This window comes from Corynebacterium sp. ACRPZ, assembly GCF_022346205.1.
GTDB lineage: Bacteria > Actinomycetota > Actinomycetes > Mycobacteriales > Mycobacteriaceae > Corynebacterium > Corynebacterium lehmanniae.
The window spans coordinates 217,973-240,526 of the sequence record NZ_JAKRMR010000001.1 but is presented as its reverse complement, the minus strand read 5'-3'; the positions used below and the strand labels follow the sequence as shown (position 1 = coordinate 240,526).

The 22,554-nt window shown below is 65.8% G+C and carries 20 protein-coding genes and 1 riboswitch; of the genes, 12 read left to right on the top strand and 8 right to left on the bottom strand.

Going from position 1 to position 22,554, the window contains the following annotated elements:
• Positions 1 to 1,917, bottom strand: a complete 1,917-nt coding sequence (gene typA, locus MHX64_RS01225; RefSeq protein WP_194560307.1) for a translational GTPase TypA — start codon at positions 1,915 to 1,917, stop codon at positions 1 to 3.
• A gap of 156 nt (positions 1,918 to 2,073) precedes the next feature.
• On the opposite strand from typA, the gene MHX64_RS01220 reads away from it, so the two are divergent.
• From MHX64_RS01220 to MHX64_RS01195, 6 genes are all read left to right on the top strand, one after another.
• Positions 2,074 to 2,754, top strand: coding sequence for a hypothetical protein (locus tag MHX64_RS01220; protein ID WP_239406312.1), 681 nt, complete (start codon positions 2,074 to 2,076; stop codon positions 2,752 to 2,754).
• 3 nt (positions 2,755 to 2,757) lie between these two features.
• On the top strand, positions 2,758 to 3,294 hold the full coding sequence (locus tag MHX64_RS01215) for a DUF402 domain-containing protein (RefSeq protein ID WP_239355535.1): 537 nt from the start codon (positions 2,758 to 2,760) through the stop codon (positions 3,292 to 3,294).
• Positions 3,295 to 3,658: 364 nt separating this feature from the next.
• Positions 3,659 to 5,365: an ABC transporter family substrate-binding protein gene (locus MHX64_RS01210; protein WP_239355536.1), complete on the top strand. Its 1,707-nt coding sequence runs from the start codon at positions 3,659 to 3,661 to the stop codon at positions 5,363 to 5,365.
• A gap of 135 nt (positions 5,366 to 5,500) precedes the next feature.
• Positions 5,501 to 6,484, top strand: coding sequence for an ABC transporter permease (locus MHX64_RS01205; protein ID WP_181888158.1), 984 nt, complete (start codon positions 5,501 to 5,503; stop codon positions 6,482 to 6,484).
• An 86-nt stretch (positions 6,485 to 6,570) separates the two neighbouring features.
• Entirely contained in the window at positions 6,571 to 7,572 is a 1,002-nt protein-coding gene (locus MHX64_RS01200; RefSeq protein WP_370642051.1) for an ABC transporter permease, read from the top strand.
• Positions 7,569 to 9,536 carry an ABC transporter ATP-binding protein gene (locus MHX64_RS01195; protein WP_239355538.1) on the top strand — a complete coding sequence of 656 codons (1,968 nt, stop codon included), beginning with the start codon at positions 7,569 to 7,571 and terminating at the stop codon, positions 9,534 to 9,536. The genes MHX64_RS01200 and MHX64_RS01195 overlap by 4 nt, the downstream gene beginning before the upstream one ends.
• Here MHX64_RS01195 and MHX64_RS01190 read toward each other — a convergent pair.
• The 4 genes from MHX64_RS01190 to MHX64_RS01175 form a co-directional block, all read right to left on the bottom strand.
• Positions 9,523 to 9,990, bottom strand: a complete 468-nt coding sequence (locus MHX64_RS01190) for a (d)CMP kinase (RefSeq protein ID WP_239355539.1) — start codon at positions 9,988 to 9,990, stop codon at positions 9,523 to 9,525. The genes MHX64_RS01195 and MHX64_RS01190 overlap by 14 nt on opposite strands.
• The gene (locus MHX64_RS01185) at positions 9,987 to 10,748 is read right to left on the bottom strand and encodes an energy-coupling factor transporter transmembrane protein EcfT (RefSeq protein WP_239355540.1); all 762 of its coding nucleotides are present in this window, start codon (positions 10,746 to 10,748) and stop codon (positions 9,987 to 9,989) included. The genes MHX64_RS01190 and MHX64_RS01185 overlap by 4 nt, the downstream gene beginning before the upstream one ends.
• On the bottom strand, positions 10,745 to 12,076 hold the full coding sequence (locus tag MHX64_RS01180; protein ID WP_239355541.1) for an ABC transporter ATP-binding protein: 1,332 nt from the start codon (positions 12,074 to 12,076) through the stop codon (positions 10,745 to 10,747). The genes MHX64_RS01185 and MHX64_RS01180 overlap by 4 nt, the downstream gene beginning before the upstream one ends.
• Positions 12,077 to 12,694 (bottom strand): ECF transporter S component, encoded by a 618-nt coding sequence (locus MHX64_RS01175; protein ID WP_239355542.1) that lies wholly within the window; start codon positions 12,692 to 12,694, stop codon positions 12,077 to 12,079.
• Positions 12,691 to 12,810, bottom strand: a riboswitch (TPP riboswitch). (Overlaps the previous gene by 4 nt.)
• An 86-nt stretch (positions 12,811 to 12,896) precedes the next feature.
• Between MHX64_RS01175 and MHX64_RS01170 the strand changes: the two genes are divergently transcribed.
• The 5 genes from MHX64_RS01170 (at position 12,897) to MHX64_RS01150 (ending at position 18,416) form a co-directional block, all read left to right on the top strand.
• A complete protein-coding gene (locus MHX64_RS01170) occupies positions 12,897 to 13,805 on the top strand; it encodes a DUF808 domain-containing protein (protein WP_239355543.1) in 909 nt (302 codons plus the stop codon).
• A gap of 21 nt (positions 13,806 to 13,826) precedes the next feature.
• Entirely contained in the window at positions 13,827 to 14,879 is a 1,053-nt protein-coding gene (locus tag MHX64_RS01165) for a hypothetical protein (RefSeq protein ID WP_239355544.1), read from the top strand.
• Positions 14,880 to 14,932: 53 nt separating this feature from the next.
• Positions 14,933 to 15,352 (top strand): cupin domain-containing protein, encoded by a 420-nt coding sequence (locus tag MHX64_RS01160; protein ID WP_239219127.1) that lies wholly within the window; start codon positions 14,933 to 14,935, stop codon positions 15,350 to 15,352.
• Positions 15,353 to 15,493: 141 nt separating this feature from the next.
• Positions 15,494 to 16,945: a DUF4185 domain-containing protein gene (locus MHX64_RS01155; RefSeq protein ID WP_239355545.1), complete on the top strand. Its 1,452-nt coding sequence runs from the start codon at positions 15,494 to 15,496 to the stop codon at positions 16,943 to 16,945.
• 19 nt (positions 16,946 to 16,964) lie between these two features.
• The gene (locus MHX64_RS01150) at positions 16,965 to 18,416 is read left to right on the top strand and encodes a DHA2 family efflux MFS transporter permease subunit (RefSeq protein WP_370642042.1); all 1,452 of its coding nucleotides are present in this window, start codon (positions 16,965 to 16,967) and stop codon (positions 18,414 to 18,416) included.
• Here MHX64_RS01150 and MHX64_RS01145 read toward each other — a convergent pair whose 3' ends face one another.
• Entirely contained in the window at positions 18,417 to 18,932 is a 516-nt protein-coding gene (locus MHX64_RS01145; RefSeq protein WP_239355546.1) for a pyridoxamine 5'-phosphate oxidase family protein, read from the bottom strand. It abuts the gene before it with no gap.
• An 81-nt stretch (positions 18,933 to 19,013) separates the two neighbouring features.
• Here MHX64_RS01145 and MHX64_RS01140 point away from each other — a divergent pair, with 81 nt between their 5' ends.
• The gene (locus tag MHX64_RS01140) at positions 19,014 to 19,742 is read left to right on the top strand and encodes a spermidine synthase (RefSeq protein ID WP_239355547.1); all 729 of its coding nucleotides are present in this window, start codon (positions 19,014 to 19,016) and stop codon (positions 19,740 to 19,742) included.
• A gap of 4 nt (positions 19,743 to 19,746) precedes the next feature.
• Here MHX64_RS01140 and MHX64_RS01135 read toward each other — a convergent pair whose 3' ends face one another.
• On the bottom strand, positions 19,747 to 20,238 hold the full coding sequence (locus MHX64_RS01135; protein ID WP_239355548.1) for a 2'-5' RNA ligase: 492 nt from the start codon (positions 20,236 to 20,238) through the stop codon (positions 19,747 to 19,749).
• 10 nt (positions 20,239 to 20,248) lie between these two features.
• The gene (locus MHX64_RS01130; RefSeq protein WP_239355549.1) at positions 20,249 to 22,534 is read right to left on the bottom strand and encodes an ATP-dependent DNA ligase; all 2,286 of its coding nucleotides are present in this window, start codon (positions 22,532 to 22,534) and stop codon (positions 20,249 to 20,251) included.
• Between the last annotated feature and the right edge of the window lie 20 nt (positions 22,535 to 22,554).

The following is a 22,554-nucleotide window of genomic DNA, read 5'->3' as shown; positions in this document are numbered from 1 at the left end:
CTAGCTGTTCTTCTGCTTCGCACGGGAGCGGGCGCGGCCGCGTTCGGTGGCGTTGAGGATGATCTTGCGCACGCGCATCGCCTCGGGTGCGACCTCGACGCACTCGTCGTCGTCGCAGAACTCGATGGCCTCATCCAGGGAGAGGGTGCGGGCCTTCTGCAGCGTGACCGTGGCGTCCGCGGTGGCGGAGCGCATGTTGGTCAGCTTCTTTTCCTTGGTGATGTTGATGTCCATGTCTTCGTCGCGGGAGTTCGCGCCGACGACCATGCCCTCGTAGGTTTCCGCACCGGGTTCGACGAAGAAGTCGCCGCGGTCTGCCAGCTGTTGCAGGGCGTAGGCGGTGACCTGGCCGGAACGGTCGGCGACCAGGGAGCCGGTCGGGCGGCCCTTGATCTCGCCGGCCCACGGGCGGTGCTCGATGGAGTACGAGTTGGCGATGCCGGCGCCGCGAGTCTCGGTGAGGAAGGTGGTGCGGAAGCCGATCAGGCCTCGCGACGGCACGTCGAACTCCATGCGCACCCAGTCGCCGGAGCCAGCGTTGCCCATAGAGGTCATCTGCCCCTTACGGCTGGCCATCAGCTGGGTGACGGCGCCCTGGTGCTCGGCGGGCACGTCGATAATCATGTGGTCGTACGGCTCGTAGGTCTTGCCGTCGACCTCCTTGGTCACCACCTGCGGCTTGCCCACGGTCAGCTCGAAGCCTTCGCGGCGCATGGTCTCGATGAGCACGGTCAGGGCCATCTCGCCGCGGCCCTGCACCTCCCATGCGTCAGGGCGTTCGGTGGGCAGCACCTTGATGGAGACGTTACCGATCAGCTCCTGGTCCAAGCGGGCCTTGACCAAGCGGGCGGTGAGCTTGTCACCGCCGTTGCGGCCGGCCATCGGGGAGGTGTTCACGCCGATGGTCATGGAGATCGCCGGGTCGTCGATGGCAATGCGCGGCAGCGGCTCGACGTTTTCCGGATCGCAGAGGGTATCGCCGATCATGATGTCCTCGACGCCGGAGACGGCGGCGATGTCGCCCGCGACCACGTCGCCGGTGGCCGGGACGCGCTCCAGACCCTCGGTGACCAGAAGCTCCGCGATCTTGACGTTTTTGACCTGCTGATTGCCCTCGGAATCGTAGTGGACCCAGGCGACGGTCTGGCCCTTCTTCACGGAACCCTTGAACACGCGGATCAGGCCGATGCGGCCCAGGAAGGAGGACGAGTCCAGGTTAGTCACCTGCGCCTGGAACGGCGCGTCGATCTCGGCGGACGGCTCCGGCAGCACGTCGTAGATGACGTCGAACAGCGGCTGCAGGTCCTCGTTGTCCGGCAGGTTGCCGTTGCCCGGGTTTTCCAGGGAGGCGCGGCCTGCGCGGCCGGAGGTGTAGAGCACCGGCAGCTCGAGCAGGTTCTCTGCGGCTTCTGCGGCTTCCGGGTCTTCCAGGCCGGCGCCGAGCTCGAGGAGCAGGTCCTGGGCTTCTTCGACGACCTCGTCGATGCGGGCGTCCGGGCGGTCGGTCTTGTTCACGCAGATGATGACCGGCTTCTTCGCTTCGAGGGCCTTGCCGAGCACGAAGCGGGTCTGCGGCAGCGGGCCTTCGGATGCGTCGATAAGCAAAACAACGCCATCGACCATGGACAGGCCGCGCTCGACCTCGCCGCCGAAGTCGGCGTGGCCCGGGGTGTCAATGACGTTGATGACCAGGTCCGCTCCGTCCTTGCCCTTGCCGGCGCGGCGGATGGCGGTGTTCTTGGCCAGGATGGTGATGCCGCGCTCGGACTCGAGCTCGCCGGAGTCCATCACGCGGTCGCCGTGTTCGCCGTGGTCGCCGAACACGCCGGACTGCTCCAGCATGGCGTTAACCAGGGTGGTTTTACCGTGGTCGACGTGGGCGACGATGGCTACGTTGCGAAATTCAGGGTGCGACACAGAGATAGGTCCTTTGCGTTGGCGGAAATAACGCCTAAACGATACTCCCGCCTGCACGGAATCGCATTATCCCGCCAGCAAACCGGGGCGATGCGCGCGCACGGTTCCCACAGTAATATCCCAGTTCCGCTTGACGTTGTTACGGATGTGACTAATGTGGCGCAAGTGCACAACTACCTCTCACGCTCCAGGACCGTCGTTGCGGCGGTGTGCGCTGCCGGTTTGTTGGTGACCGGAGGCGCCCTCACGCAAACTGCTTCTGCGCAGTCCCCGTTCCTCGACCCGCTGGGGCGGCCGACGCCCGAGACCGTCGCGCGCGTCAACGCGTTCGCGGACCAGCCCCACGTCCCGCAAAAGGTGGGCAACGCGCTGCGCACCGCGGTACAGTTCTACGCGGGTGGCGACGAGATCGGCGGCCCGCCACTGCCCGCGAACGCCCCAAGGTTCACCCAGTTCTACTGGCCCACCGTCTCCGGCAACTGCATCGGCGAGGGGCTGCACTCCACCGCCTCCGCGATCGCGGTGCCCGGGCCAGCCGAGTCCCCCGCCCCAGGCGCGAAGGCCGGCCAGACCACCTTCGTCTTCACCGCGCTGGGCACCCCAGCGGCCGCGAAGGAGCAGGGCGGCATGAAGGCGTACTGGATCAACCTGGCCAATTTCCGAACCGGCGTAACGCCGTTGGGCAACAACGGGATTAACCCGACAGGACCGGCCACCCTGTCCGCGACCGCGGACACGGGCTCTGGGCGGGTTCTGGCAGTCGTTGACGGGAGTGTGCGCACCGTCGACAAGGTCTGCCCCTTTGCACCGACCGCCGCATCTATTGACGTGAGGTAACCCATGGCCGCCGATCTGCACCCCGTGAAACAGGAGACGTTCGACACCGCAGCGAACATCAACACCGACCCAAAGGGCTTCTTGCGCGAGGTGGACACGTTCCGCGTCACCGACTTTGGCCTCTACATGGGCCGCGGCGCGGATCACCCGGAGTTCGGCTACCTGGAGAGCTGGCTACTGCCGGAACTGGGGCTGCGCGCCAACATCTTCCACTTCCGCGAGGGCGCCGAGCGGGAGCAGGACTTCTATTTCGACGTCGCCGACATCGACGTCGACGGTGAGGTGTGGAACACCCGCGACCTCTACGTCGACCTCGTGTCGCTGACCGGCAACCCCATCGTTGTTCTCGACATCGACGAGCTCGCCGCCGCCACCTCCGCGGGCTTTATCACCGCCGAGGACGCGGAGAAGGCTATCGACGTCACACTGGCCGCCGTCGAGGGCATCACCCGCCACGGCGACGACGCCATGGAATGGCTGCGCGCCCAGGGCATCGAACTGACGTGGGCCGACAACGTGGAACTGACACCGGCCGGTTAATTCATCTTCCGTTAACCCCATCCGCCGCTCCGGCGGGTGGGGTTTTTACGTTGCTCAAATATCATTCAGTTTTTCTATAGCTGGGCAGCTATACCGAGGCCAACCAAACACCGCGATTGACGTGCGCCTTTACAGGACCATTCAAATTCGCTGAAAAATCGCTGGGCATAAAACGCAAAATACTTTCCCAAAGCAATGTGAACTAGGTGACACGTGCGGTACGTTGTGTTCAACCTGATTCACGTCGTGTTTACCAAAACGGTGTCGTGTGCAGGGGCCGCCGGAATCTACCGGCACCATTGCCCGCCTTGGGCAACCGTCGCAAAGCACACTGCGAACGGACGACCTACGAAAGGAACTGACCATGAGCAAACGCCTCCGCGTCGCGGCTCTCGCCGGCCTCTCCTCCATCTCCCTCGTCCTCGCCTCCTGCTCCTCGGACGGAAACTCCGAGGGAACTGCCGCAGGTGGCGGCCAGGACACCGCAAACACCCAGGCTGACAAGTCCGGCGACAACGGCGAGAAGCTCGAAGTCAACGCCGCGGGCGACTACAACCCGCTCGAGCGCGACCAGATCCAGGACGGCGGCGAACTCACGCTCGCGATCACCGAGATCGCCGAGCAGCAGAATATGTTCCACGCGAACATGAACCTGTACACCCTTTCGCTGTGGACGAAGTACAACCCGGTGTTTTCGCTTTTCGACGGTGACGGCACCTATCACCCGAACCCGGCGTACCTCACCGACGTCAAGGATGAGACCGTCGACGGCAAGACCGTGGTCACCTACACCATCAACCCGGAAGCCAACTACAACGACGGCACCCCGATCGACTGGACTGCCTACGAGAACACCTGGAAGTTCAACAACGGTACCAACCCGGACGTCCAAGTTAACTCCACCGACGGCTACGAGCTGATCGAGTCCGTGGAGCGCGGCGAGGACGACAAGCAGGCCGTAGTCACCTTCAAGCAGGCATACCCGTGGTGGGAAGGCCTCTTCGGCTCCTTGGTTCCGCCGCAGGTCAAGGACGCTGACACCTTCATGAACGCCTACCTCAAGCAGGTCCACCCCGAGTGGGGCGCAGGTCCGTTCAAGGTGGAAAACGTCGACTTTGAAGGCGGCACCGCGTCCTTCGTGCCCAACGAGAATTGGTGGGGCGAGAAGCCGAAGCTGGACAAGATCAGCTACCGCCAGATGGAGGATCAGGCGTCCCTGAACGCGTTCCGTGCAGGTGAGCTCGACGCCACCGGCGTTGGCACCCGCGACCGCTTGGCCACCGCGAAGGAAATGGGCGACGCGGTGGAGATCCGCACCGCGCTGCGCCCGTCCACCTTCCTCATGACCATCAACTCCACCGCCCCGGGCCTGGAGGACATCAAGGTGCGCGAGGCGATCATGCGCGGTGTGGACCGCGAGCAGCTCGCCGCCATCCGCTTCCAGGGCCTGGGTTACGAGGAGGACCTGCCGGGCTCGTTCAACCTCTTCCAGACCCAGGACGGCTACGAGGACAACTTCGGCGAAGTAGTCCAGTACGACCCGGAGAAGGCCAAGGAGCTGCTGAAGGAGGCCGGCTACGACGAGGCGAACCCGCTGTCCATCCGCTACGTCACCCTCGGCGACTCCCCGATGGTGCAGGCCACCACCTCCGCCATCCAGGCGATGCTGCGCAACATCGGCATCGACGTCCAGGTGGAGGAGCGCCCGAGATCCGACTTCTCCAAGGTCACCGCTGAGCGCGACTTCGACCTGTTCATGTCCGGCTTCAACTCTTCCGACCCGTTCGGCGTGGCGTACTTCGGCCAGATCTACGCCTCCGACTCCGAGCTGAACAAGTCCGCCACCGGCACCCCGGAGATGGACAAGAAGATCGAGGAACTGCAGCAGATCGCGGACGCGGACGAGCAGATCAAGCGCGCCAACGAGCTGGAGAAGGAAGCCCTGCAGCAGTACGGCATCATGCCGTACGCCAACGGCCCCGAGATCGTGGCCGTGAAGAAGGGCCTGGCCAACTACGGCGCCAACTCCTTTGCGGTCCTGCCGATCGAGAACGTGGGTTGGGCGAAGTAACTCCCCCCACCTTCAACCTGGTGAAACACCCGCGATGAGTGTGAGCCCGCCCAGCGTGAGCGCTGGGCGGGCTTCCGCACTTGCATCGCCGAATAACCTCCTGCACACCCGCTGACACCGGAACTGAGAGCGCACATGTTTCGATACCTGCTCAGGAAGACGCTGAGTTGGGGCCTGATCGTTTTCTTGGCCACCAACCTGACCTACTTCCTCGCCAGCTTTTTCCTCGACCCGCGAGCCAACTACTTCGGCCGCCGCCCACCTTTGCCCGAAGACCAGATCGACGCTCTGCTCGAGCCGTTGAACCTGAGCCCCAACACCCCGCTCCTTGAGCGCTGGTGGACCTGGCTCACCGGCATCCTCACACGCTGGGACTGGGGCAAATCCCCGCTCGGCGACTCGGTCAACGAGCAGGTCTCTTACCGCATCTGGGTCTCCGCCCAGCTGACGCTGTTCGCGACCCTGCTGTCCATCATCATCGGTGTCGCGCTCGGCGTATACACCGCATCGCGCCAGTACAAGCGGGCGGACCGCATGTGGCAGGGCATCTCGATCATCACCATGAACATCCACGTGGTTGTGGCGTCGATCGCCGTGGTGTGGTTCGGCCTCAAGGTCAACGAGTGGACCGGCAAGCGCATCTTCTACGTCACCGGCGCCTCCTCCCCCGGTGTTGAAGGCTTCGGCGCGAAGATGGTGGACTACGCCCAACACCTGGTGCTTCCCACCCTGTCACTGTTGATCATCTCGTACGCCGGCTACCACTTCATGCAGCGCACACTACTTCTGGATAACCTGAACGCGGACTACGTGCGCACCGCTCGCGCGAAGGGGTTGACCAAGGCGAAGGCGGTGCGTCGTCACGCATTGCGCACCTCGCTGATCCCGGTGGCCACCTCCGTGGCGTTCTCCGTGCCCGGCATCTTCACCGGCGCCGTGATGACGGAGCGCATCTTCGCCTGGCAGGGCATGGGCCAGTACTTCATCCAAACCATTGCGCGTAACGACGTCCACGGGGTCGTCGTCGTGGCCGCGTTCGGCGCCGCCATGACGGCCGTCTCCGCCATCCTGGCGGACCTCATCGTCGTCGCCCTCGACCCGCGCGTGCGCGTGAGCTAAGGAGCACCGAAATGGCACCGAACACCTCCCGCGGCGTATCCCGCAAACTGAAAGACCCCCGCGCGCACAGCTCCACCAGCCTGGGCATGCACGCGAACATGCCGCTGAACGACCTCACCGCCATCTCCGAGACCGGCCGCCAGGCTGATGGTGTGCGAAGCGAGGAGCGCGACACTCCCCCACCCATCCCGAAGCAGGGCAACAGCATCGACGACCAGCGGACGATGCGCGCGACGCGGAAGTCGAAAATCTACTTCCGCCGCTTCATGCGCAACAAGGCTGCGGTCCTCGGCCTAATCATTTTCTTCCTGCTGGTCTTGCTCGCTGTCTTCGGCAAGTTCCTCACCCCGTGGAACTACCAGGACCCGGACTTTTTGAACCTGTCCGTGCCGCCGTCGTCAGAGCACTGGTTCGGCACGACGGATTCCGGCAACGACCTCTTCGCCCAAGTCGTCCACGGCCTGGGCCGCTCGCTGACGATCGCGGTGCCGGCGTCGATCGCCACCACCATCATCTCCGCGCTCATCGGCGCGGGCGCGGCGCTCTACGGCGGCAGCGTGGAAAAGGTTGTCCTGGCCGTCATCCACTTCCTTCTGGCAGTGCCGACCTTCCTCATCATCGCCCTGCTGGTCTCCGGCTCCGGCGGCGACTGGAAGGTGCTCACCGTCGTTCTCATCGCTTTCGGCTGGATGTACTCGGCGCGTGTGATCTGGTCGCTGTCGCTGTCCATCCGCGAAAACGACTACGTGCGCGCCGCGAAGTTCATGGGTGTCTCCCGCCCGAAGACGATCATGCGCCACATCATCCCGAACGTCGCCTCGCTGCTGATCATCCAGCTGATGCTGGGCATCGTCTCCACCATCATGTCGGAGACCGCGCTGTCCTTCCTCGGCCTGGGCGTGAAGCTTCCCGACGTGTCCCTGGGCACGCTGCTGCAAACGGGCACGTCGACGCTGATCACCGCCCCGTGGCAGTTCTACTTCCCGGCGCTGATCCTGACCCTGCTCACCGTGTCCATGGCGTTTATCGCAGACGGCCTGCGTGACGCGCTTGACCCGAACTCGAACTCCGGAGGTTCCGCAGCATGACAACCAGCATCCACAACCCCGGCGGCGCAGGCTTCGGCGGCGCGGCCCCGGCGCCTACTGGCGACCCGGTGCTGTCCGTGCGCGACCTCCACGTCTCCTTCCCCTCGGAGGCGGGCGTGGTCCGGGCGGTGCGCGGCGTGGACTTCGACCTCTACCCCGGCCGCACCCTCGGCATCGTGGGCGAGTCCGGCTCCGGCAAGTCCGTTACCTCACTCGCGGTGATGGGGCTACTCCCCGAGTACGCCAACGTCACCGGCTCCGTGAAGTTCGCCGGCGACGAGCTGCTGGGCAAATCCGATAGCGCGATGTCCAAGATCCGCGGCAACGGCATCGGCATGATCTTCCAGGACCCGCTGTCCGCGCTGACCCCGGTCTACGACATCGGCACCCAGCTGGTGGAGGCCATCCAGGCGCACAACAGCATCCCCAAGTCCAAGGCGATGGACCGCGCCGCGGAGCTGCTGGATCTGGTGGGCATCCCGGAGCCGAAGAAGCGCTTGCGCTCCTTCCCTCACGAGTTTTCCGGCGGCATGCGCCAGCGCGTCGTCATCGCGATTGCGATCGCGAACAACCCGAAGGTGCTCATCGCCGACGAGCCCACCACCGCGCTCGACGTGACCATCCAGGCGCAGATCCTCGAGGTGATCAAGAAGGCGCAGCGCGAAACCGGCGCCGCCTGCATCATGATCACCCACGACATGGGTGTCGTCGCCGGCACCGCGGACGACGTGCTAGTGATGTACGGCGGCCGCCCGGTGGAGCGCGCCGAGGTGCACGAGCTGTTTGGCAACCCGAAAATGCCGTACTCCGTGGGCCTGTTGGGCTCCACCCCGCGCGTGGACCAGCCGTCCACCGAGCCGCTGACGTACATCGACGGCAACCCGCCAATGCTTATCGACGTCGCGGACCGCTGCCAGTTCGCCCCCCGCTGCCCCATCGCAGTCGACGAGTGCCTGGCCAAGGAGCCTGCGTTGGTCCCGGACAAGGGCGACGACGATGAGCACCTGGTCGCCTGCATCCGCCGCGATGAGATCGTGGAGGGCAAAATCGACGGCAAGCCGCTCTTCCCCGCTCCGAAACTGCCGGAGAACAAGTACGCGGGCATACCTCGCGAGGACCGCGAAATCACGCTCGAGGTAGAGAACCTCTACCGCGCCTTCCCGCTGACAAAAGGCGCGTTGGTCAAGCGCCGCATCGGCACCGTGGAGGCCGTGAAGAACATCTCCTTCGACGTGCGCGCCGGCGAGTGCATGGCCATCGTGGGCGAGTCGGGCTCGGGCAAGACCACCACGCTGCTGGAGATCATGAACCTCGAGCCGGAGGCGGAATCCCGCATTGTCATCTGCGGCCAGGACGCGGTGAAGATGAACTCCGCGCAGCGCCGCGAGGCACGCAAAAACATCCAGATGGTCTTCCAGGACCCGATGAGCTCGCTCAACCCGCGCATGACGGTGAAAGAGATCATCCAGGAGCCGCTGGACGCCCTTGGCTACGAGGGCGACAAGGACGCCCGCATCTCCGAACTGATGCGCACGGTGGGCCTGGACGCGCAGCAGATCGACCGCTTCCCCGGCCACTTCTCCGGCGGTCAGCGCCAGCGCATCGGCCTGGCCCGCGCGTTGGCGACCAACCCGTCGGTGATCGTGTTGGACGAGCCGGTCTCCGCCCTCGACGTGTCCATCCAAGCCGGCGTGATCAACCTGCTGGATTCGCTCAAACGCAAGCTGGGCCTGTCCTACCTGTTTGTCGCCCACGACCTATCGGTGGTGCGTCACCTATCGGACCGCGTGGCGGTGATGTACAAGGGCGACTTTGTGGAGTTCGGCGACACCGACGACGTCTTCGACAACCCGCAGCACCCTTACACCAAGGCGTTGCTGTCGGCGATTCCGATCCCCGATCCCGACGCGGAGCGTGCACGCGAGCGCACGGTGTACAAGCCGGATGAGGTCACACCCTCCTAACCTCCACGTCCACGGGGATTGCGGGCAGGAGCCTTTCCTGCTCGGCCCACATGTCCCACCAGGGCGCGTAGCCCGGGTCCCGCTTCAGGGCCCGGGCTTTTCGCATCTCGGTGTCCGCGACAACTCGCAGCGTGTCTACGTCCCCGCGCGCTTTCGCCTTGCTTATCGACGCCTCCGTCACCGCCCCCACCCCCTCCACCACGAGATCCGCGCCGGGCACCAACGGCACCCATTCCGCACGTGTATTCTGCTCCCAGTCCCAGCGCCAGTACCCGGGCGTCGCCGGGTCGAGGACGTCGTCGGCGACCATCCGGGCGCCCTCGGCGAGCCCGCCCCAGCCGGGGTAGAAATCGTCCAAGTGCACCACCCGGATGCCGAGGGCGGCTCCGATTTGGTTGGCGAGGGTGGTTTTGCCGGAGCCCGAGGGACCGTCGATAAGCAGGGTGTACGTCATCGCACCGCCCACACCGGGCGCAGGTAGCCGGTCGCCCACGCGAGCGCGAGCGCGGCGAGCGCGACGGCGAGGCAGACGGCCATGACTACCCAGTCGCGGGAGTGCAGCTTGGATTCGCGCGCCCAGGAGCGCTTGTTCGGCCCGCCGAAGCCGCGCGCTTCCATGGCGGTGGCGAGCTTGCCGGCGCGGCGCAGCGACATCACCAGCAGGCCGAACGACAGCGAGAACCAGTACTTGATTTTCCCCTGGTCAGCGATTCCGCGGGCGCGGCGGGAGCGGCGCATGGCGTCGAGGTCGTCGCGAAGCAAGGTGAGCATGCGAAGCGCTGCGACGGTGCCGATGACGAAGCGTTCGGGCAGGTGCAGCACCTGCGCGAGCCCGTCGCCGAGGTCGGTGGGGTCCACGTCCGCGGACAGCAGCACCACCGGCAGCGCGATCGCGAGCACGCGCAAGATCACCGCCCACGCCAGCGAGACCGACAGCTCGGTGACGTGCACAAGTCCCCACTCGAGGTAGGTGTCCCCGCCCGCCTGGCCGTAGAGCGCCATGGGGATGCCCGCCAGCGGCGCGATGAGCAGGATCGGCAGCGCACGTTTGAAGAAGCGGCCGTAGCCCAGCCCGCACACGGGCACCATGAGCAGCGTGAACGCGAGCACGAAGGTGGCGGAGACCCAGTCGATGGTGAACATCAGCGGCGTGGTCAGAAGCACCAGGCCGAGGATGCGGGTGACGGGGTTGATGTCGCGCAGCAGGTTCATCGGTCGCCTCCGGCGACGATCTCTACGACGTGGTCGCCCAGCGAGGCGATGAACGCCTCGTCGTGGGTGATGGACATGACGGTCACGCCCTGCTCCGTCAGCTCGCGGATCAGGCCGACGAGTTCGACAAATGTGCGGTCGTCCTGGCCGAACGTGGGCTCGTCCAGGATGAGCAGCTGCGGGGCGTTGACCAGCGCGGTGGCCACCGACAGGCGCCGCTTCTCGCCGCCGGAGAGGGTGAACGGGTTCGCGTTCACCAGATGCTCGAGGCGCAGGCGGTGCAGTAGGTCGTCGATACGCTCCTGGGGCGCGCCGGACAGCGCCATCTCCTCGCGCACGGTGGCGGTGACGAACTGGTGCTCCGGCTCTTGAAACACATACCCGATGCGACTGGCCAGATCCTTCGAAGACCACTTGATAGACGGGGAGGTCAGTCCCTGCCGGATAGTCTCCGAGTACTCGACCTCGCCCTTTTCCGGCGGGGTCAGGCCCGCCAACACCTGCACCAGCGTGGTCTTGCCGGAGCCGTTCTCGCCGGTAATCACGGTGGAATACCCCTCCGGCGCGTGCATGGTGCGCGGCGGGCCGAAACGCGTGAGCACCTCATGCGTTGCGACGGCCGCAGGTACTCCCCGTGGCACCTTCTTCGCCGGCGGCAGGACCGGGGCGTCCGGCAGCTCGTCCGCGCCGATGCGGGAAAGACCCGTCTGGTCTAGGCGGTAGTAGGTCTGAACCACGTGCGCCCAGTGCTTCGGCCGGTGCTCCACCACGATCAATGTGGCGCCGGTGCGCTGGCAGACACGGTCCACCGCAGCGATGACCTCGTCGCGCCCGCGCGGGTCCAGGTTGGCGGTGGGCTCGTCCAGGATGAGGATGTCCGCCCCCATCGCGATCACGCCCGCCAAAGCCAGGCGCTGCTTCTGCCCGCCGGATAAGTGCGCGGTGCGATGGTCCAGGGGGATGTCGAGGCCCACGGCGTCGAGGGCGCGCTCCACACGCGGCCAGATTTCCTCGCGGGGTACGCCGAGGTTCTCGGCGCCAAAGGCGACGTCGTCGCCCACCCGCGACAGGATCGTCTGCGCCTCCGGGTCCTGCAGCACCATGCCGACAGTCCCGTCCACGTGTAATGTGCCGGCGCGGCTGCCGTCCTCGGAGTCGTCGATAAGCTTGGCTATCACCGCAAGCAGTGTGGACTTTCCCGAGCCCGAATCGCCGGTAATGAGCACACGCTCCCCGCGCGCGACGTCGAGATCGACGTTGGTAAACGCGGGCTGCGGGCGCGTGGCGTGCTGGTAGGAAAGCCCCCTCGCCGAGATGGCCAGCGACATTTACGCGGCTGTGTCGAAGCGCTCGCGGCCGGCGCCGAAGCGGTCCAGCGCGCCGGTCTGCGCCAGCGCCTTGACCAGGTAGTAGGCCACCACACCAGCGAGGACCGCGCCGGAGATGATCAGGCAGGTCAGGTAAATCAGGTTGAACTGCAGGCTCATGGCCAGGTTGGGCTCGGTGAACAGCTCCAGGATGAACGCGCCGATACCTGCGCCGATGCCGGCCAGCGCCGCCACGGACAGGTTGAAGCGGCGGTAGGCGAAGATGAGGAAGACCAGCTCCGCACCCAGGCCCTGCGCGAGGCCGGAGTACAGCGTCTCCGGGCCCCACTGGCTGCCCAGCACCGCAGAGACGGAGGCGGCGACAACTTCGACGAACAGTGCGGCGCCCGGCTTGCGGATGATCAAGCCGCCGAGCACGCCGCCGATGAGCCAGATGCCCACGGCCAAACCACCCAGGCCCGGGGTCAGGGTGTCCAGGGCCTTGAAGCCGGCATAGCCGATGCTGTTCCATACCCAGAACAGCAGGCCGCAGGCCACGCCGAGGACGGCGGCGGTGACAATGTCCACCACGCGCCAGGAGTAGTTCTTCGGCGCGGCAGAGTTTGCAGGCGCAGTCATGTGCGAATCTTCCTTCCTATCGCCGGCATTACCCGGATCAGGTGCAACGGTTCACCGAATCGTTTCGGTATCTCAGCCACCGCATCGTTCTGCGACAGCACCCGTGTGTAGAGCAGTTTCGCCCGATGATGCTACCTCATCGGGCAATCGCTCCGTATGCTGGTCTGGTCTATGCCCCCGACTCCCCAAGGAGAACCCCCACATGGCCGGTGGCCTACTCGCCCTGCTCGACGACGTCGCCTTGATCGCGCGCCAAGCCGCCGCGAGCATCGATGACGTCGCGGGCATGACCGCAAAGACATCTTCCAAGGCCGCCGGCGTGGTCATCGACGATGCTGCGGTCGCCCCGCAGTACGTCGAAGGGGTCACACCGGCGCGCGAGCTGCCGATGATCTGGCGCATCACCAAGGGGTCGCTGCGCAACAAGCTGGTCTTCATTTTGCCGGTCGCGCTGCTGCTCAACGCGTTCGCGCCGTGGGCGCTGACCCCGATTCTCATGCTCGGTGGCACCTACCTCGCGTTCGAGGGTGCGGAAAAGATCGCGCACAAGCTGTCCTCCAACGACGACGAGGAAGCCGAGAAAGCGGCCAACAAGTCCGACCAGGACGAAGACGCGCTGGTCAACAGCGCTATCCGCACGGACCTGATCTTGTCCACGGAGATCATGTTCATCTCCCTCGATGAGGTCAAGGACCAGTCGGTGTGGATGGAAGCCGCCGTGCTGATCGCGGTGGCGATCTTCATCACCATCGCCGTCTACGGTGCCGTGGCGCTTTTGGTCAAGATCGACGACATCGGCCACGGCATGATCAAGCGCGGCAACGCCCCGAAGACCGGCCGTGCGCTGGTCAAGGGCATGCCGTACGTGCTCAACGCCATCGGCATCATCGGCACCGTGGCAATGCTGTGGGTGGGCGGCCACCTGCTCATCCGTGGCTTCGACGAGGTCTTCGGCTGGCACTGGCAGCACGACGTCATCGCCATGGGCCAGGAGGCCGTCGGCGGCGGCGCGCTGGGCTGGCTGGTGGAGACCGGCGTTTCCCTGGTGGCGGGCCTTGTCGTCGGTTTCATTGTGCTGGGCGTGGTGCAGCTGGTGAAGAAACTGCACTAGCGCCTGCCTACAATTTCCTCCATGGCAGCCAAGCAGTACTCTCTCGCCCCGTCCACGTGGGGTGCCGGCGTGGAAGTCCCGGTGGACCACGTCTCGCAGGCCGCCCTCTTCTCCGATTTCGCGGGCCACAAGGGCACCACGTACGTCGACGTTGTGTTGGAGGCGAACCCGCTGAACCGCTCGTGGCGGGTGCGCCGTCGCAGCGGCGGCGAGCTGCCTGGTCCCGTGCTCGGCGAGGTCGCGCCCGAGTGGCGCGCCCACTTCGACGAGGTGGAGCGCGTGCACTCGTCGTTTCTGCAGCCTGCGACGGTGGCCGCGGTCAGCCTGAACAAGGACACAGGGCGTTTCGACGTGCACGTGGTACTGCCGGAGCCGCAGCTCGTGGTGCCCCGCAACAACGCGCCTGAGGAAGCCGCGGTGCTGCTGCCGGGAGACATGCTGGTCATCGACACTTCCGTCGGCGAGTTCTCAGCCGATGAGCTTGCGGCCCGCTCCCCCGGCCAGTGGTTCGTGGGGCTTTTGCCTATCGACGGCACCGCGCTGGCCACCCTCGACGGCCGCGTCCTCGGCGCTATTGCCGGGCCCGACGGTGAGGCCGTGCTGGAGTGGCTGGCGGGCTTCCCCAACGGCGGGCTGTGGGCGCGCGCGGTTGTCCTGGGCGGCATGGCGGCCCTCGACGCCGCCGCCCCGGACGAGGGCACGGAGAACATCCCCGCCTTAAGTGCCGCGCCGCAGCGCCGTCCGGAACCGTGGCAGCTCATCGAATTTCCCGGAGGCGGCTGGGCCGTCACCGTGGAGCGCGACTTCGCTACCGACCCGGCCGATGCGGTCAAGCCGAAGCACACCGCCCGCTACGTCTCCCTCGGCGGCGGGGCGCGCCCCGAGGACATTGCCGCGCCGACGGAGATGTTCGGCCGCGTGGACGAGCCTGGCGAAACCGAGGCACCGAAACGACCGGAACCGACCGCAGTGGCGGCGCAAAACACCCGGGACGGCTACCTCACCGAGGTGGAAAAAGTCCAGCTCAGGAGGAAAAATAGGAAACGTCGGCGGGGCGGACGCCACCGTCGATAAGCGAAAGCCCCTAGGCTCGTGGGTGGAATACTTCCAACAACCGAGGAGGCATGATGGCCGACAAGGGCCCGAACCCGTTTGTGGTGGACATTGAGAAGGCGACGCTGGACAACGAGGCGTTCCGCGACACGCTGTGGACCGGCAAGAACCTGCAGCTGACCGTGATGACCATCCCGGTCGGCGGCGAAATCGGCGCCGAGATCCACGACGACCATGACCAGTTCCTCCGCCTCGAGGAAGGCGAACTGCGCGCACAGATCGGCCCGTCCGAGGACGATCTCGAAATCGACGAAGTGATCCAGGCCGACTGGGCCGCATTCGTGCCGGCCGGCAAGTGGCACAACTTTGTCAACGAATCCGACGCGCCGGCGAAGCTGTACTCCATCTACGCCCCGCCGGAGCACGCCCCCGGCACCCGCCACGAAACCAAGGCGGACGCGGATAACGACCCGCAGGAAACCGACGCTGTGTAAATGACGGCGCGGTCTAAAGGCCCGGAAACGGAAAGGTTCGTTTCCGGGCTTTTTCAAACGCCAACTCGAGGGCGTATCCGGTGCTAGAGTGCTCTCTGGTTCTGAAATGTCTAACCAACATCTGTAGAAAAGGCGAGCCTCATGCGCACCCAGACAACCCCGAAGATCCTTCTCAGCGCCGGTGTGGCTAGCGCCCTCGCACTGACGGCCGTTACCGCGCCCCCGGCGCATGCGGATTCGAGCCTGTCCAGCCTGTCTTCTTCCACCGGCACCCCCGCGAAGAAGAAACGCGAGAAGAAGCCGTGGGTGCCCGTGGAGCCGCCGACGAAGACCGCGTCGAAGCCGCTGAAGCTGCCCAACGGCACCACCATCCAAATCATGGACGACGTGCTGGGTAAATACTCCGCCCACACCGGGTTCCGCACCGGCGACTTGGGTGCCATGGCGCCGATGGGCAACGGCGAGTTCGCCATGATCTTCGGCGACTCCTTCCGCGGGAATTTCGGCCAAGGCTGGATGAGCCCGGTCGGTGTGGTGGCCACCATGGACGAGGACGGCTTTATCAAGATCCTGCGCCCCATCGACAACACCTCCGAGGTCAGCGACATGATCTCGTACCACCGCGTCAACGAGAACACCCTGATTCCGTCCGACGTGATCAACATCGACGGAACGCTGTACCTGCACGGCACCTTCCATGCCCCCTTCGGCACCGTGGTCTCCTCCAACGTGTGGAAGTCCGACGACGGCGGAAAAACCTGGAAAGAAATCAGCTCCGTCCGCGGCAACCACATGGGTGGCGTGACGCAGCTGATTAGCTGGGACAAGGGCCCGGACGGCTACATCTACGCCACCACCACCAAGTTCGGCCGCGATTCGGCGGTGTATCTGTTCCGCTTCAAGCCGGAAAACATTGACAACCCGGGCAACTGGGAGGGCTACAGCGCCTCAATCGACGATTGGACCGATCGCGCCGAACCGATCCTGGAGGACAACGTGAAGGCCGGCGAGATGTGCCTGCGCTACATCGACGGCCACTGGGTTCTGGTCATGTTCAACGAGTCCACGCTGAGCGTCGAGGTGCGCATCTCCGAGACGTTGGAACGCGACTGGGACGATGTCCGGGTGGCCAAGATCGCACGGAACGGGTCCTGGGACAACGAGCAGACCCCGCTGAACTGGTCGCAGCCCTACGGCGGCTACATCGTGCCGGGCTCGCACCTGGACGACATGGACATTGTCGTCTCTCAGTGGAACACCACCGACAACAGCCGCTACACCGCCACCCAATTCAACGTGAAGGGGCTGGACAAGGTGTACGGCATCGATGCGGACGAGGTGCGCGAGGAGCCCGAGGTCACGGTGGTCAAGCAGGGGTCGGAGTCAACCACCGACATGGAGGCTGAGGACAACCTGGTCAACGACAAGCCCGAGCTGTTCTTGTCCTCGGAGGACAGCGACGCGCTGGGCACCCTGCGCACCGTCGGCATCATTCTGGGCGTGCTGGCGGCCGTCGGTGCCATCGGTGCGGTGACGCTGCCGATGTACAGGGACATGCTGCCGGAGCCGATCCAGCAGATGCTGCCGTTTTAGGCCCGGTATCATCTCCCCGGTGCGTCAAACCTCAACTCGTTCACCGTGGCCGGCCCTGTGGTCGATGATGCTCGGGTTTTTCATGATCCTGGTGGATTCCACCATTGTTTCGGTGGCGATCCCCGCAATTTCGGAGGGCCTCGACGCCTCCTATAATGAGGTCATCTGGGTCAACTCCGCGTACCTTTTGGCGTACGCGGTGCCGCTGTTGATCACTGGCCGCCTCGGCGACCGTTTCGGCCCCCGAACCATCTACTTGGCCGGACTGGCGCTGTTCACGGCGTCGTCGCTGGCGTGCGGGCTGGCGTCCACCTCGGCTGCGCTGATCGCCGCCCGCGCGTTCCAGGGCCTTGGTGGTGCGATGGTCACGCCGCAAACCATGTCGATGATGATACGCACGTTCTCTCCGAAAGAGCGCGGCGGCGCGATGGGCGTGTGGGGCGCCACTGCGGGCCTCGCCACTGTGACGGGCCCGCTGTTGGGCGGTGTGCTTGTCGACGCCTCCGGTTGGCCCTGGATCTTCTTCGTCAACGTGCCTATCGGTCTGCTCGGCCTGGTGTTGGCGTGGATCTACGTCCCGCGGCTGGAGAAGACGAACCGGCACTTCGACTGGGTAGGTGTTGCATTGAGCACGGTGAGCATGTTCTGCCTTGTCTTCGGCATCCAGGAGGCGGAGAACTTCAACTGGGACTGGCGCGTGTGGGCGCTGGTGCTCGCAGGCGCGGCGACGATGGCGCTGTTTTTCCGCTGGCAGTCGCGGCAGGGCGGCAGCGCGCTGGTGCCGTTGGCACTGTTCAACGACCGTAACTTCTCCCTGGCCGGTGCCACCATCTCCACTGTCGGATTCGCTGTTTCCACCTACATCATTCCGTGGATGATCTACGTGCAGACGGTGCAGGGCTTCACCCCCACCCAGGCGGCGCTGCTGGTGCTGCCGTCGGGTGTGGTCTCCGGACTGCTGTCGCCCTGGATTGGCAAACTCACCAACACGCACGACCCGAAGCCCTTCGCGATCACCGGCCTGTCCCTGGCGGCGGTGTCCATGGGTATCTCCGCGCTGATCACCACCCCGGCGGTGGATCCCCGCTGGATGTACGCGGTCGCCGTGGTCTACGGCGTGGCCAACTCGTTGATATGGGGCCCGCTTTCCATGATCGCCACCCGCAACCTGGACCCGCGCCTGGCCGGCGCCGGCTCGAGCGTGTACAACACCACCCGCCAGATCGGCGCGGTGATCGGCTCGGCGGCGATCGCGGCCATGATGTCGTCGCAGCTCGCCGCAAAGCTTGGCAATGGGGCGGGCGCGGGTGATTTCGCCGCCACCGGTCAAGCCACAGGCCCGCTCCCAGAGGCGCTGCATGAGCCGTTCGCGCTGGCGATGGGCAACTCAATCTGGCTGCCATGCGCCGTCATCGCGGCCGGCGCTGTCGCCGCCTGCTTCTTCGCGCGGACGAAATCCTGGAACGACTAACTACACGCCGCCGGGCAGCGGGATGCGTTCCCAATCCCCCAACTCATCGCGGCGGTAGATCAACTTGTCGGCGTGCTCCCGGTTGCCCCAGAGCTGGAAGAACTCGAAGTGCTCCGGCTCGATACACCACATGTTGAGCCTCTCGCCGTCGAACTTCCTATGCGCGGTGCCCTTCACGCGCACGGAGCGGCGCAGCGGCTGCCACCAGAAGTTCAGCGCCGCGCCCCCGGACACCTCCAGCTGCTTCACGGTGGCGGTTCGCTTCCCAGTGCCGAAGTGGAACCCGTCGGAATTCAGGTGGAGTAGATCGACGATGCGCACCTCGGGAAGCCCGCGCTCGTCCACGGTGGCGAGGGAGACGGCGGAGACGTCGCGAAGCCCTGCGTCCACGGCGTACTCGAACCACTCGGCGAACAACACGTTGGGGTCGCGAGGCAGCGAGGCGAAGTCGACCTCGATCCGCGAGGTCTGCGTCTTCTCCAACCCCGCGACATAGTCCTGCGACAGGTAAATCATGGAGCAAGCGTATCAACGAAACGCCCCGCAATCATCAAAATCACATGCGATACCAGCCACACAACAGGTATGTATGGTCCCATGGCAGAGCGCACCCGCAAGCCCCGAGCTCGGAAGAAGCGCATCGAGGGCACCTACCCCATCGACACCGGCACGGCCAGCATCCTCGCGGACCCGGACCGTGACGGCGCGCACGTGTTGGAGGTCAACCGGGTGCCTTCGTCGTACGTCGTGCCCGGCGCGCCAGAGGTGCTGGAGTACGACTACATGCGGTGGATCGCGGACTTCATCGAGGCCGCTGACCTGCCGCGTCCGTTTACCGCGGTGCACCTGGGCGCGGCCGGCTGCGCGCTACCGAGCTACGTGCAGCACCGGTGGGACAGCCGCAACATCGCCGTCGAGCTGGACCGTGGGTTGGCCCGTCTGGTGCGAGACGCGTTCGACCCGCCGGTAGAGATCGCTGTCGCAGAAGCGCGTGCGTTCACCCACGCGCTCGCACCTGGATCGGTGGACGTGATCGTGCGCGACGTCTTCGCCGGTCCCGACACTCCCCGACCGCTGACCACGGTGGAGTTCTACCGGGCGGCGTACCGCGCGCTATCACCGGGCGGGTTATTCGTGGTCAACGTCGGCGATGTGGCCGGCCTGCCCCGCGCCCGTGCCACTGTCGCCGGGCTGCAAGAGGTCTTTGCCAACACCGCCGCGACGTTTACGGGCCGCGGCTACGGCAACGTCGTCGTTGCCGCGTCCGATGCGCCGCTCGCTGGAGACCAATTGCCTCTCGATGGTGCTTCGCCCCTGCACGACTAACCCTCTAGAACTCGAACTCAGCGCCCAAACTGGGCTGGTAGAACGCGGCCCGCTGCGCGGTGAGCTCCTTGAAGTGCGGCGAGGTGACCTCCTGTAGCGCGGCGATATAGTCCGGCACGATGCGTTTGGGCAGGCGCAGCCCCATGGTCAGGTGCGGGATCCAGCGCTCGCCGCGGCCCTCCGGGTTCGCGGCGCTGACGGTGCGGGCTGCGCGCTCGAGCTCTTCCGGCGCCTCGAGCAGCCAGGCCACGGTCTGTTTGGACTTGGTGCCGAAGATGGCGAGCCCGGAACGTCGTAAAGCTGCAGGCAACACGGGCGGCAGAAGGTCGCTCGCCGCGGCGATGGCGCGGCGGTGCATGGCGGGCGCGAAGGTGACGGAGATGTGCGGACGCTGGTGCTGCTGCGGGAAGCCGCGCTCGGCGAGCTCGGCGTAGATCGCACGCACGGCCTGCTCTTCGGTCTCGGGCAGGCGCAGCAGTATGTTCTCGGGCGACACCGATTGCTCCTTATACTTCCCAGCGGACCTGGCTGGGGTCCTTGTCCTCGCGCCAACCTCTCCATGATGCCTGGCGCACTTTTTTGTCTACGGTGGCGCCGGCGAGCTGCACCTCGGCGACGAACTTCGGGGTCACCCACCAGGCGTCGCTCGCGTCGGAAGCGGGGATGTCAATGGGCGGGGTCTTGCGCTCGACGCGGCGCAGCTTGCGGCCGATGTCGGCGAGCTGGGAGTTGGAAAAACCGGTGCCCACACGCCCCGCGTAGCGCAGCTCACCGTCCTCGTCGGGCACCGCGACCAGCAGCGATGCGATGCCGCGCTTGCCGGTGCGCACGCCCACGACCACCACTTCCTGGTGCAGGGCGCGCTTGACTTTTAGCCACGCGCGGGAGCGCTCTCCCGGCGCGTATTCGGCGTCGGTGCGCTTGGCCACCACGCCCTCCAGCCCGAGTTCCTCGGCGGCGCGCCATGCGGTGTCGAAGGAGCCGGTGGTTGCGGGTGGGATGACCACGTGCTCGGTTTCGTCGAGACGCTCGAGCAGCTCGCGGCGGGCGTGCCAGGGTGTGCCGGTCAGGTCCCGACTACCCAGGCGCAGCAGGTCGAAGACCATGTAGCGAAGCTGCGCCTCTGCGCCGTGCTGGTCGGCGCGGTGCAGGGCGGAGAAGTCCGGCTTTCCGTTGGCGTCGAGGGCGATGAGTTCGCCGTCGAGGCAGCCGCCGTCGACAAGCAAATGCGCAAGCTCGTCCGTGTGCGGGAACAGGTACGTGTAGTCCTTGCCGCTGCGGCTGCGCAGGCGGACCGTGTCGCCGACGTCCGCGAGGATGCGGTAGCCGTCCCACTTCATCTCGTAGGCGAACTCGGTGCCGTCGTGTTGTTCGAGGGTGATGTCGCCGCGGGTGGCCACGGTGGGCAGCATCGGTGCCAGCGGCGTTGTTTCGGCGGCGGCGCTGGGTTGGCCGCGGGTGAGCTTGAGCAGCCAATTCTTCTCGTCGGTGCGGATGAGTGCGAAGCGGCGCGGGATGCCGCCCAAGCCGCCGCCGTCGCGGCCGTGGAGGATGGCGATGATCTCGTCTTCGCGCCACTTTTCTATCTCGCAGGTGCCGATGTCCCAGATTTTCACCGTGCCCGCGCCGTACTGGCCTTTCGGGATTTCACCTTCGAACTCGGCGTATTCGATCGGGTGGTCCTCGGTCTGCACGGCGAGGCGGTTGATATCGGTTTTAAGCGGCGGGCCCTTCGGCACGGCCCAGGAGACGAGCACCCCGTCGTGCTCCAGGCGGAAGTCCCAGTGCAGGTGGGAGGCGTCGTGCTCGCCGATGACGAAGATCGGCTCGCCGTCGCGCGGGGCTGGGGCGGCGTCGGGCACCGGTTCGCCGGTTTTTGCTTTGTCGCGCATGGAGCGGTACGTGGCCAGCCGGTCCTCCCCCGGCGCGCCGAGGGCCGCAATGGGGTCGAGCCCGTCTTCGACGCGCGCGATGACCTCCTCAAACTCCAGCTGCCACAGCACCGGGTCCGCGATCTCCTCCCAGGTGCGCGGCGCCGCCACCGTGGGACGCTCGCGCCCGCGCAGCGAGTACGGGCTGATGGTGGTCTTCTTTCCGTTGTTCTGGCTCCAGTCAATGAACACTTTTCCTTTGCGCTCGGCCTTCGCCATGGCGGCAGTGACGCGGTCCGGGTGCGCGCGCTGCAGGTGCTGCGCAAGGGTCTTGGCCACCTTGGTCACCGCATCGGCGTCGCTTTGGCCGTCCAGGCTGGCGTAGAGGTGGATGCCTTTGGACCCGGAGGTCACCGGCACACAGGTCAGCCCCATGTCTTCGAGGATCTCGCGGCACTCCAGCGCGATTTTTGCGGTGTCGTGTAATTCGACGCCGGGGCCCGGGTCTAGGTCCAGCACCAGCCGGTCGGGGTTTTCGGGTTTGCCGTCCGCGCCGAAGCGCCACTGCGGGGTGTGCAGCTCTAGTGCCGCGACTTGGGAAAGCCACGCGAGGGTGGCGGAGCCGTCGAGAAGCGGATAGGCGTTGACACTTGTGGTGTGTTGGATGGTGCGGGTTGGCACCCACTCGGGCGCCGAATCCTCGAGGTCTTTGCGGAAGAAGCTTTGCTTATCGACGCCTTCGGGCCACCTCTTCCTGGTCACCGGCCGCCTGTTGGCTTGAGGGATGAGCACCTCGGCGACTGCCTGGTAGTAGCGCATGACATCGGCCTTGGTGGTGCCGGTGGCCGGGTAGAGCACCTTGTCCAAGTTGCTCACGGTGAGCTCGCGGCCGCCGACGCGCACCTTTTGGTCATTGCCCATGGCCCCACTGTAGAGGCGTG

Excerpts from the sequence above, each read along its gene's own strand:
- MHX64_RS01185 (WP_239355540.1), bottom strand. The coding sequence starts at position 10,748 with ATGAACCTGCTGCGCGACATCAACCCCGTCACCCGCATCCTCGGCCTG.
- MHX64_RS01160 (WP_239219127.1), top strand. The coding sequence starts at position 14,933 with ATGGCCGACAAGGGCCCGAACCCGTTTGTGGTGGACATTGAGAAGGCG.
- MHX64_RS01200 (WP_370642051.1), top strand. The coding sequence starts at position 6,571 with ATGCACGCGAACATGCCGCTGAACGACCTCACCGCCATCTCCGAGACC.
- MHX64_RS01210 (WP_239355536.1), top strand. The coding sequence starts at position 3,659 with ATGAGCAAACGCCTCCGCGTCGCGGCTCTCGCCGGCCTCTCCTCCATC.
- MHX64_RS01140 (WP_239355547.1), top strand. The coding sequence starts at position 19,014 with ATGGCAGAGCGCACCCGCAAGCCCCGAGCTCGGAAGAAGCGCATCGAG.
- MHX64_RS01190 (WP_239355539.1), bottom strand. The coding sequence starts at position 9,990 with ATGACGTACACCCTGCTTATCGACGGTCCCTCGGGCTCCGGCAAAACC.
- MHX64_RS01165 (WP_239355544.1), top strand. The coding sequence starts at position 13,827 with ATGGCAGCCAAGCAGTACTCTCTCGCCCCGTCCACGTGGGGTGCCGGC.
- MHX64_RS01180 (WP_239355541.1), bottom strand. The coding sequence starts at position 12,076 with ATGTCGCTGGCCATCTCGGCGAGGGGGCTTTCCTACCAGCACGCCACG.
- MHX64_RS01205 (WP_181888158.1), top strand. The coding sequence starts at position 5,501 with ATGTTTCGATACCTGCTCAGGAAGACGCTGAGTTGGGGCCTGATCGTT.
- MHX64_RS01175 (WP_239355542.1), bottom strand. The coding sequence starts at position 12,694 with ATGACTGCGCCTGCAAACTCTGCCGCGCCGAAGAACTACTCCTGGCGC.
- MHX64_RS01215 (WP_239355535.1), top strand. The coding sequence starts at position 2,758 with ATGGCCGCCGATCTGCACCCCGTGAAACAGGAGACGTTCGACACCGCA.
- MHX64_RS01130 (WP_239355549.1), bottom strand. The coding sequence starts at position 22,534 with ATGGGCAATGACCAAAAGGTGCGCGTCGGCGGCCGCGAGCTCACCGTG.
- MHX64_RS01195 (WP_239355538.1), top strand. The coding sequence starts at position 7,569 with ATGACAACCAGCATCCACAACCCCGGCGGCGCAGGCTTCGGCGGCGCG.
- MHX64_RS01155 (WP_239355545.1), top strand. The coding sequence starts at position 15,494 with ATGCGCACCCAGACAACCCCGAAGATCCTTCTCAGCGCCGGTGTGGCT.
- MHX64_RS01170 (WP_239355543.1), top strand. The coding sequence starts at position 12,897 with ATGGCCGGTGGCCTACTCGCCCTGCTCGACGACGTCGCCTTGATCGCG.
- MHX64_RS01145 (WP_239355546.1), bottom strand. The coding sequence starts at position 18,932 with ATGATTTACCTGTCGCAGGACTATGTCGCGGGGTTGGAGAAGACGCAG.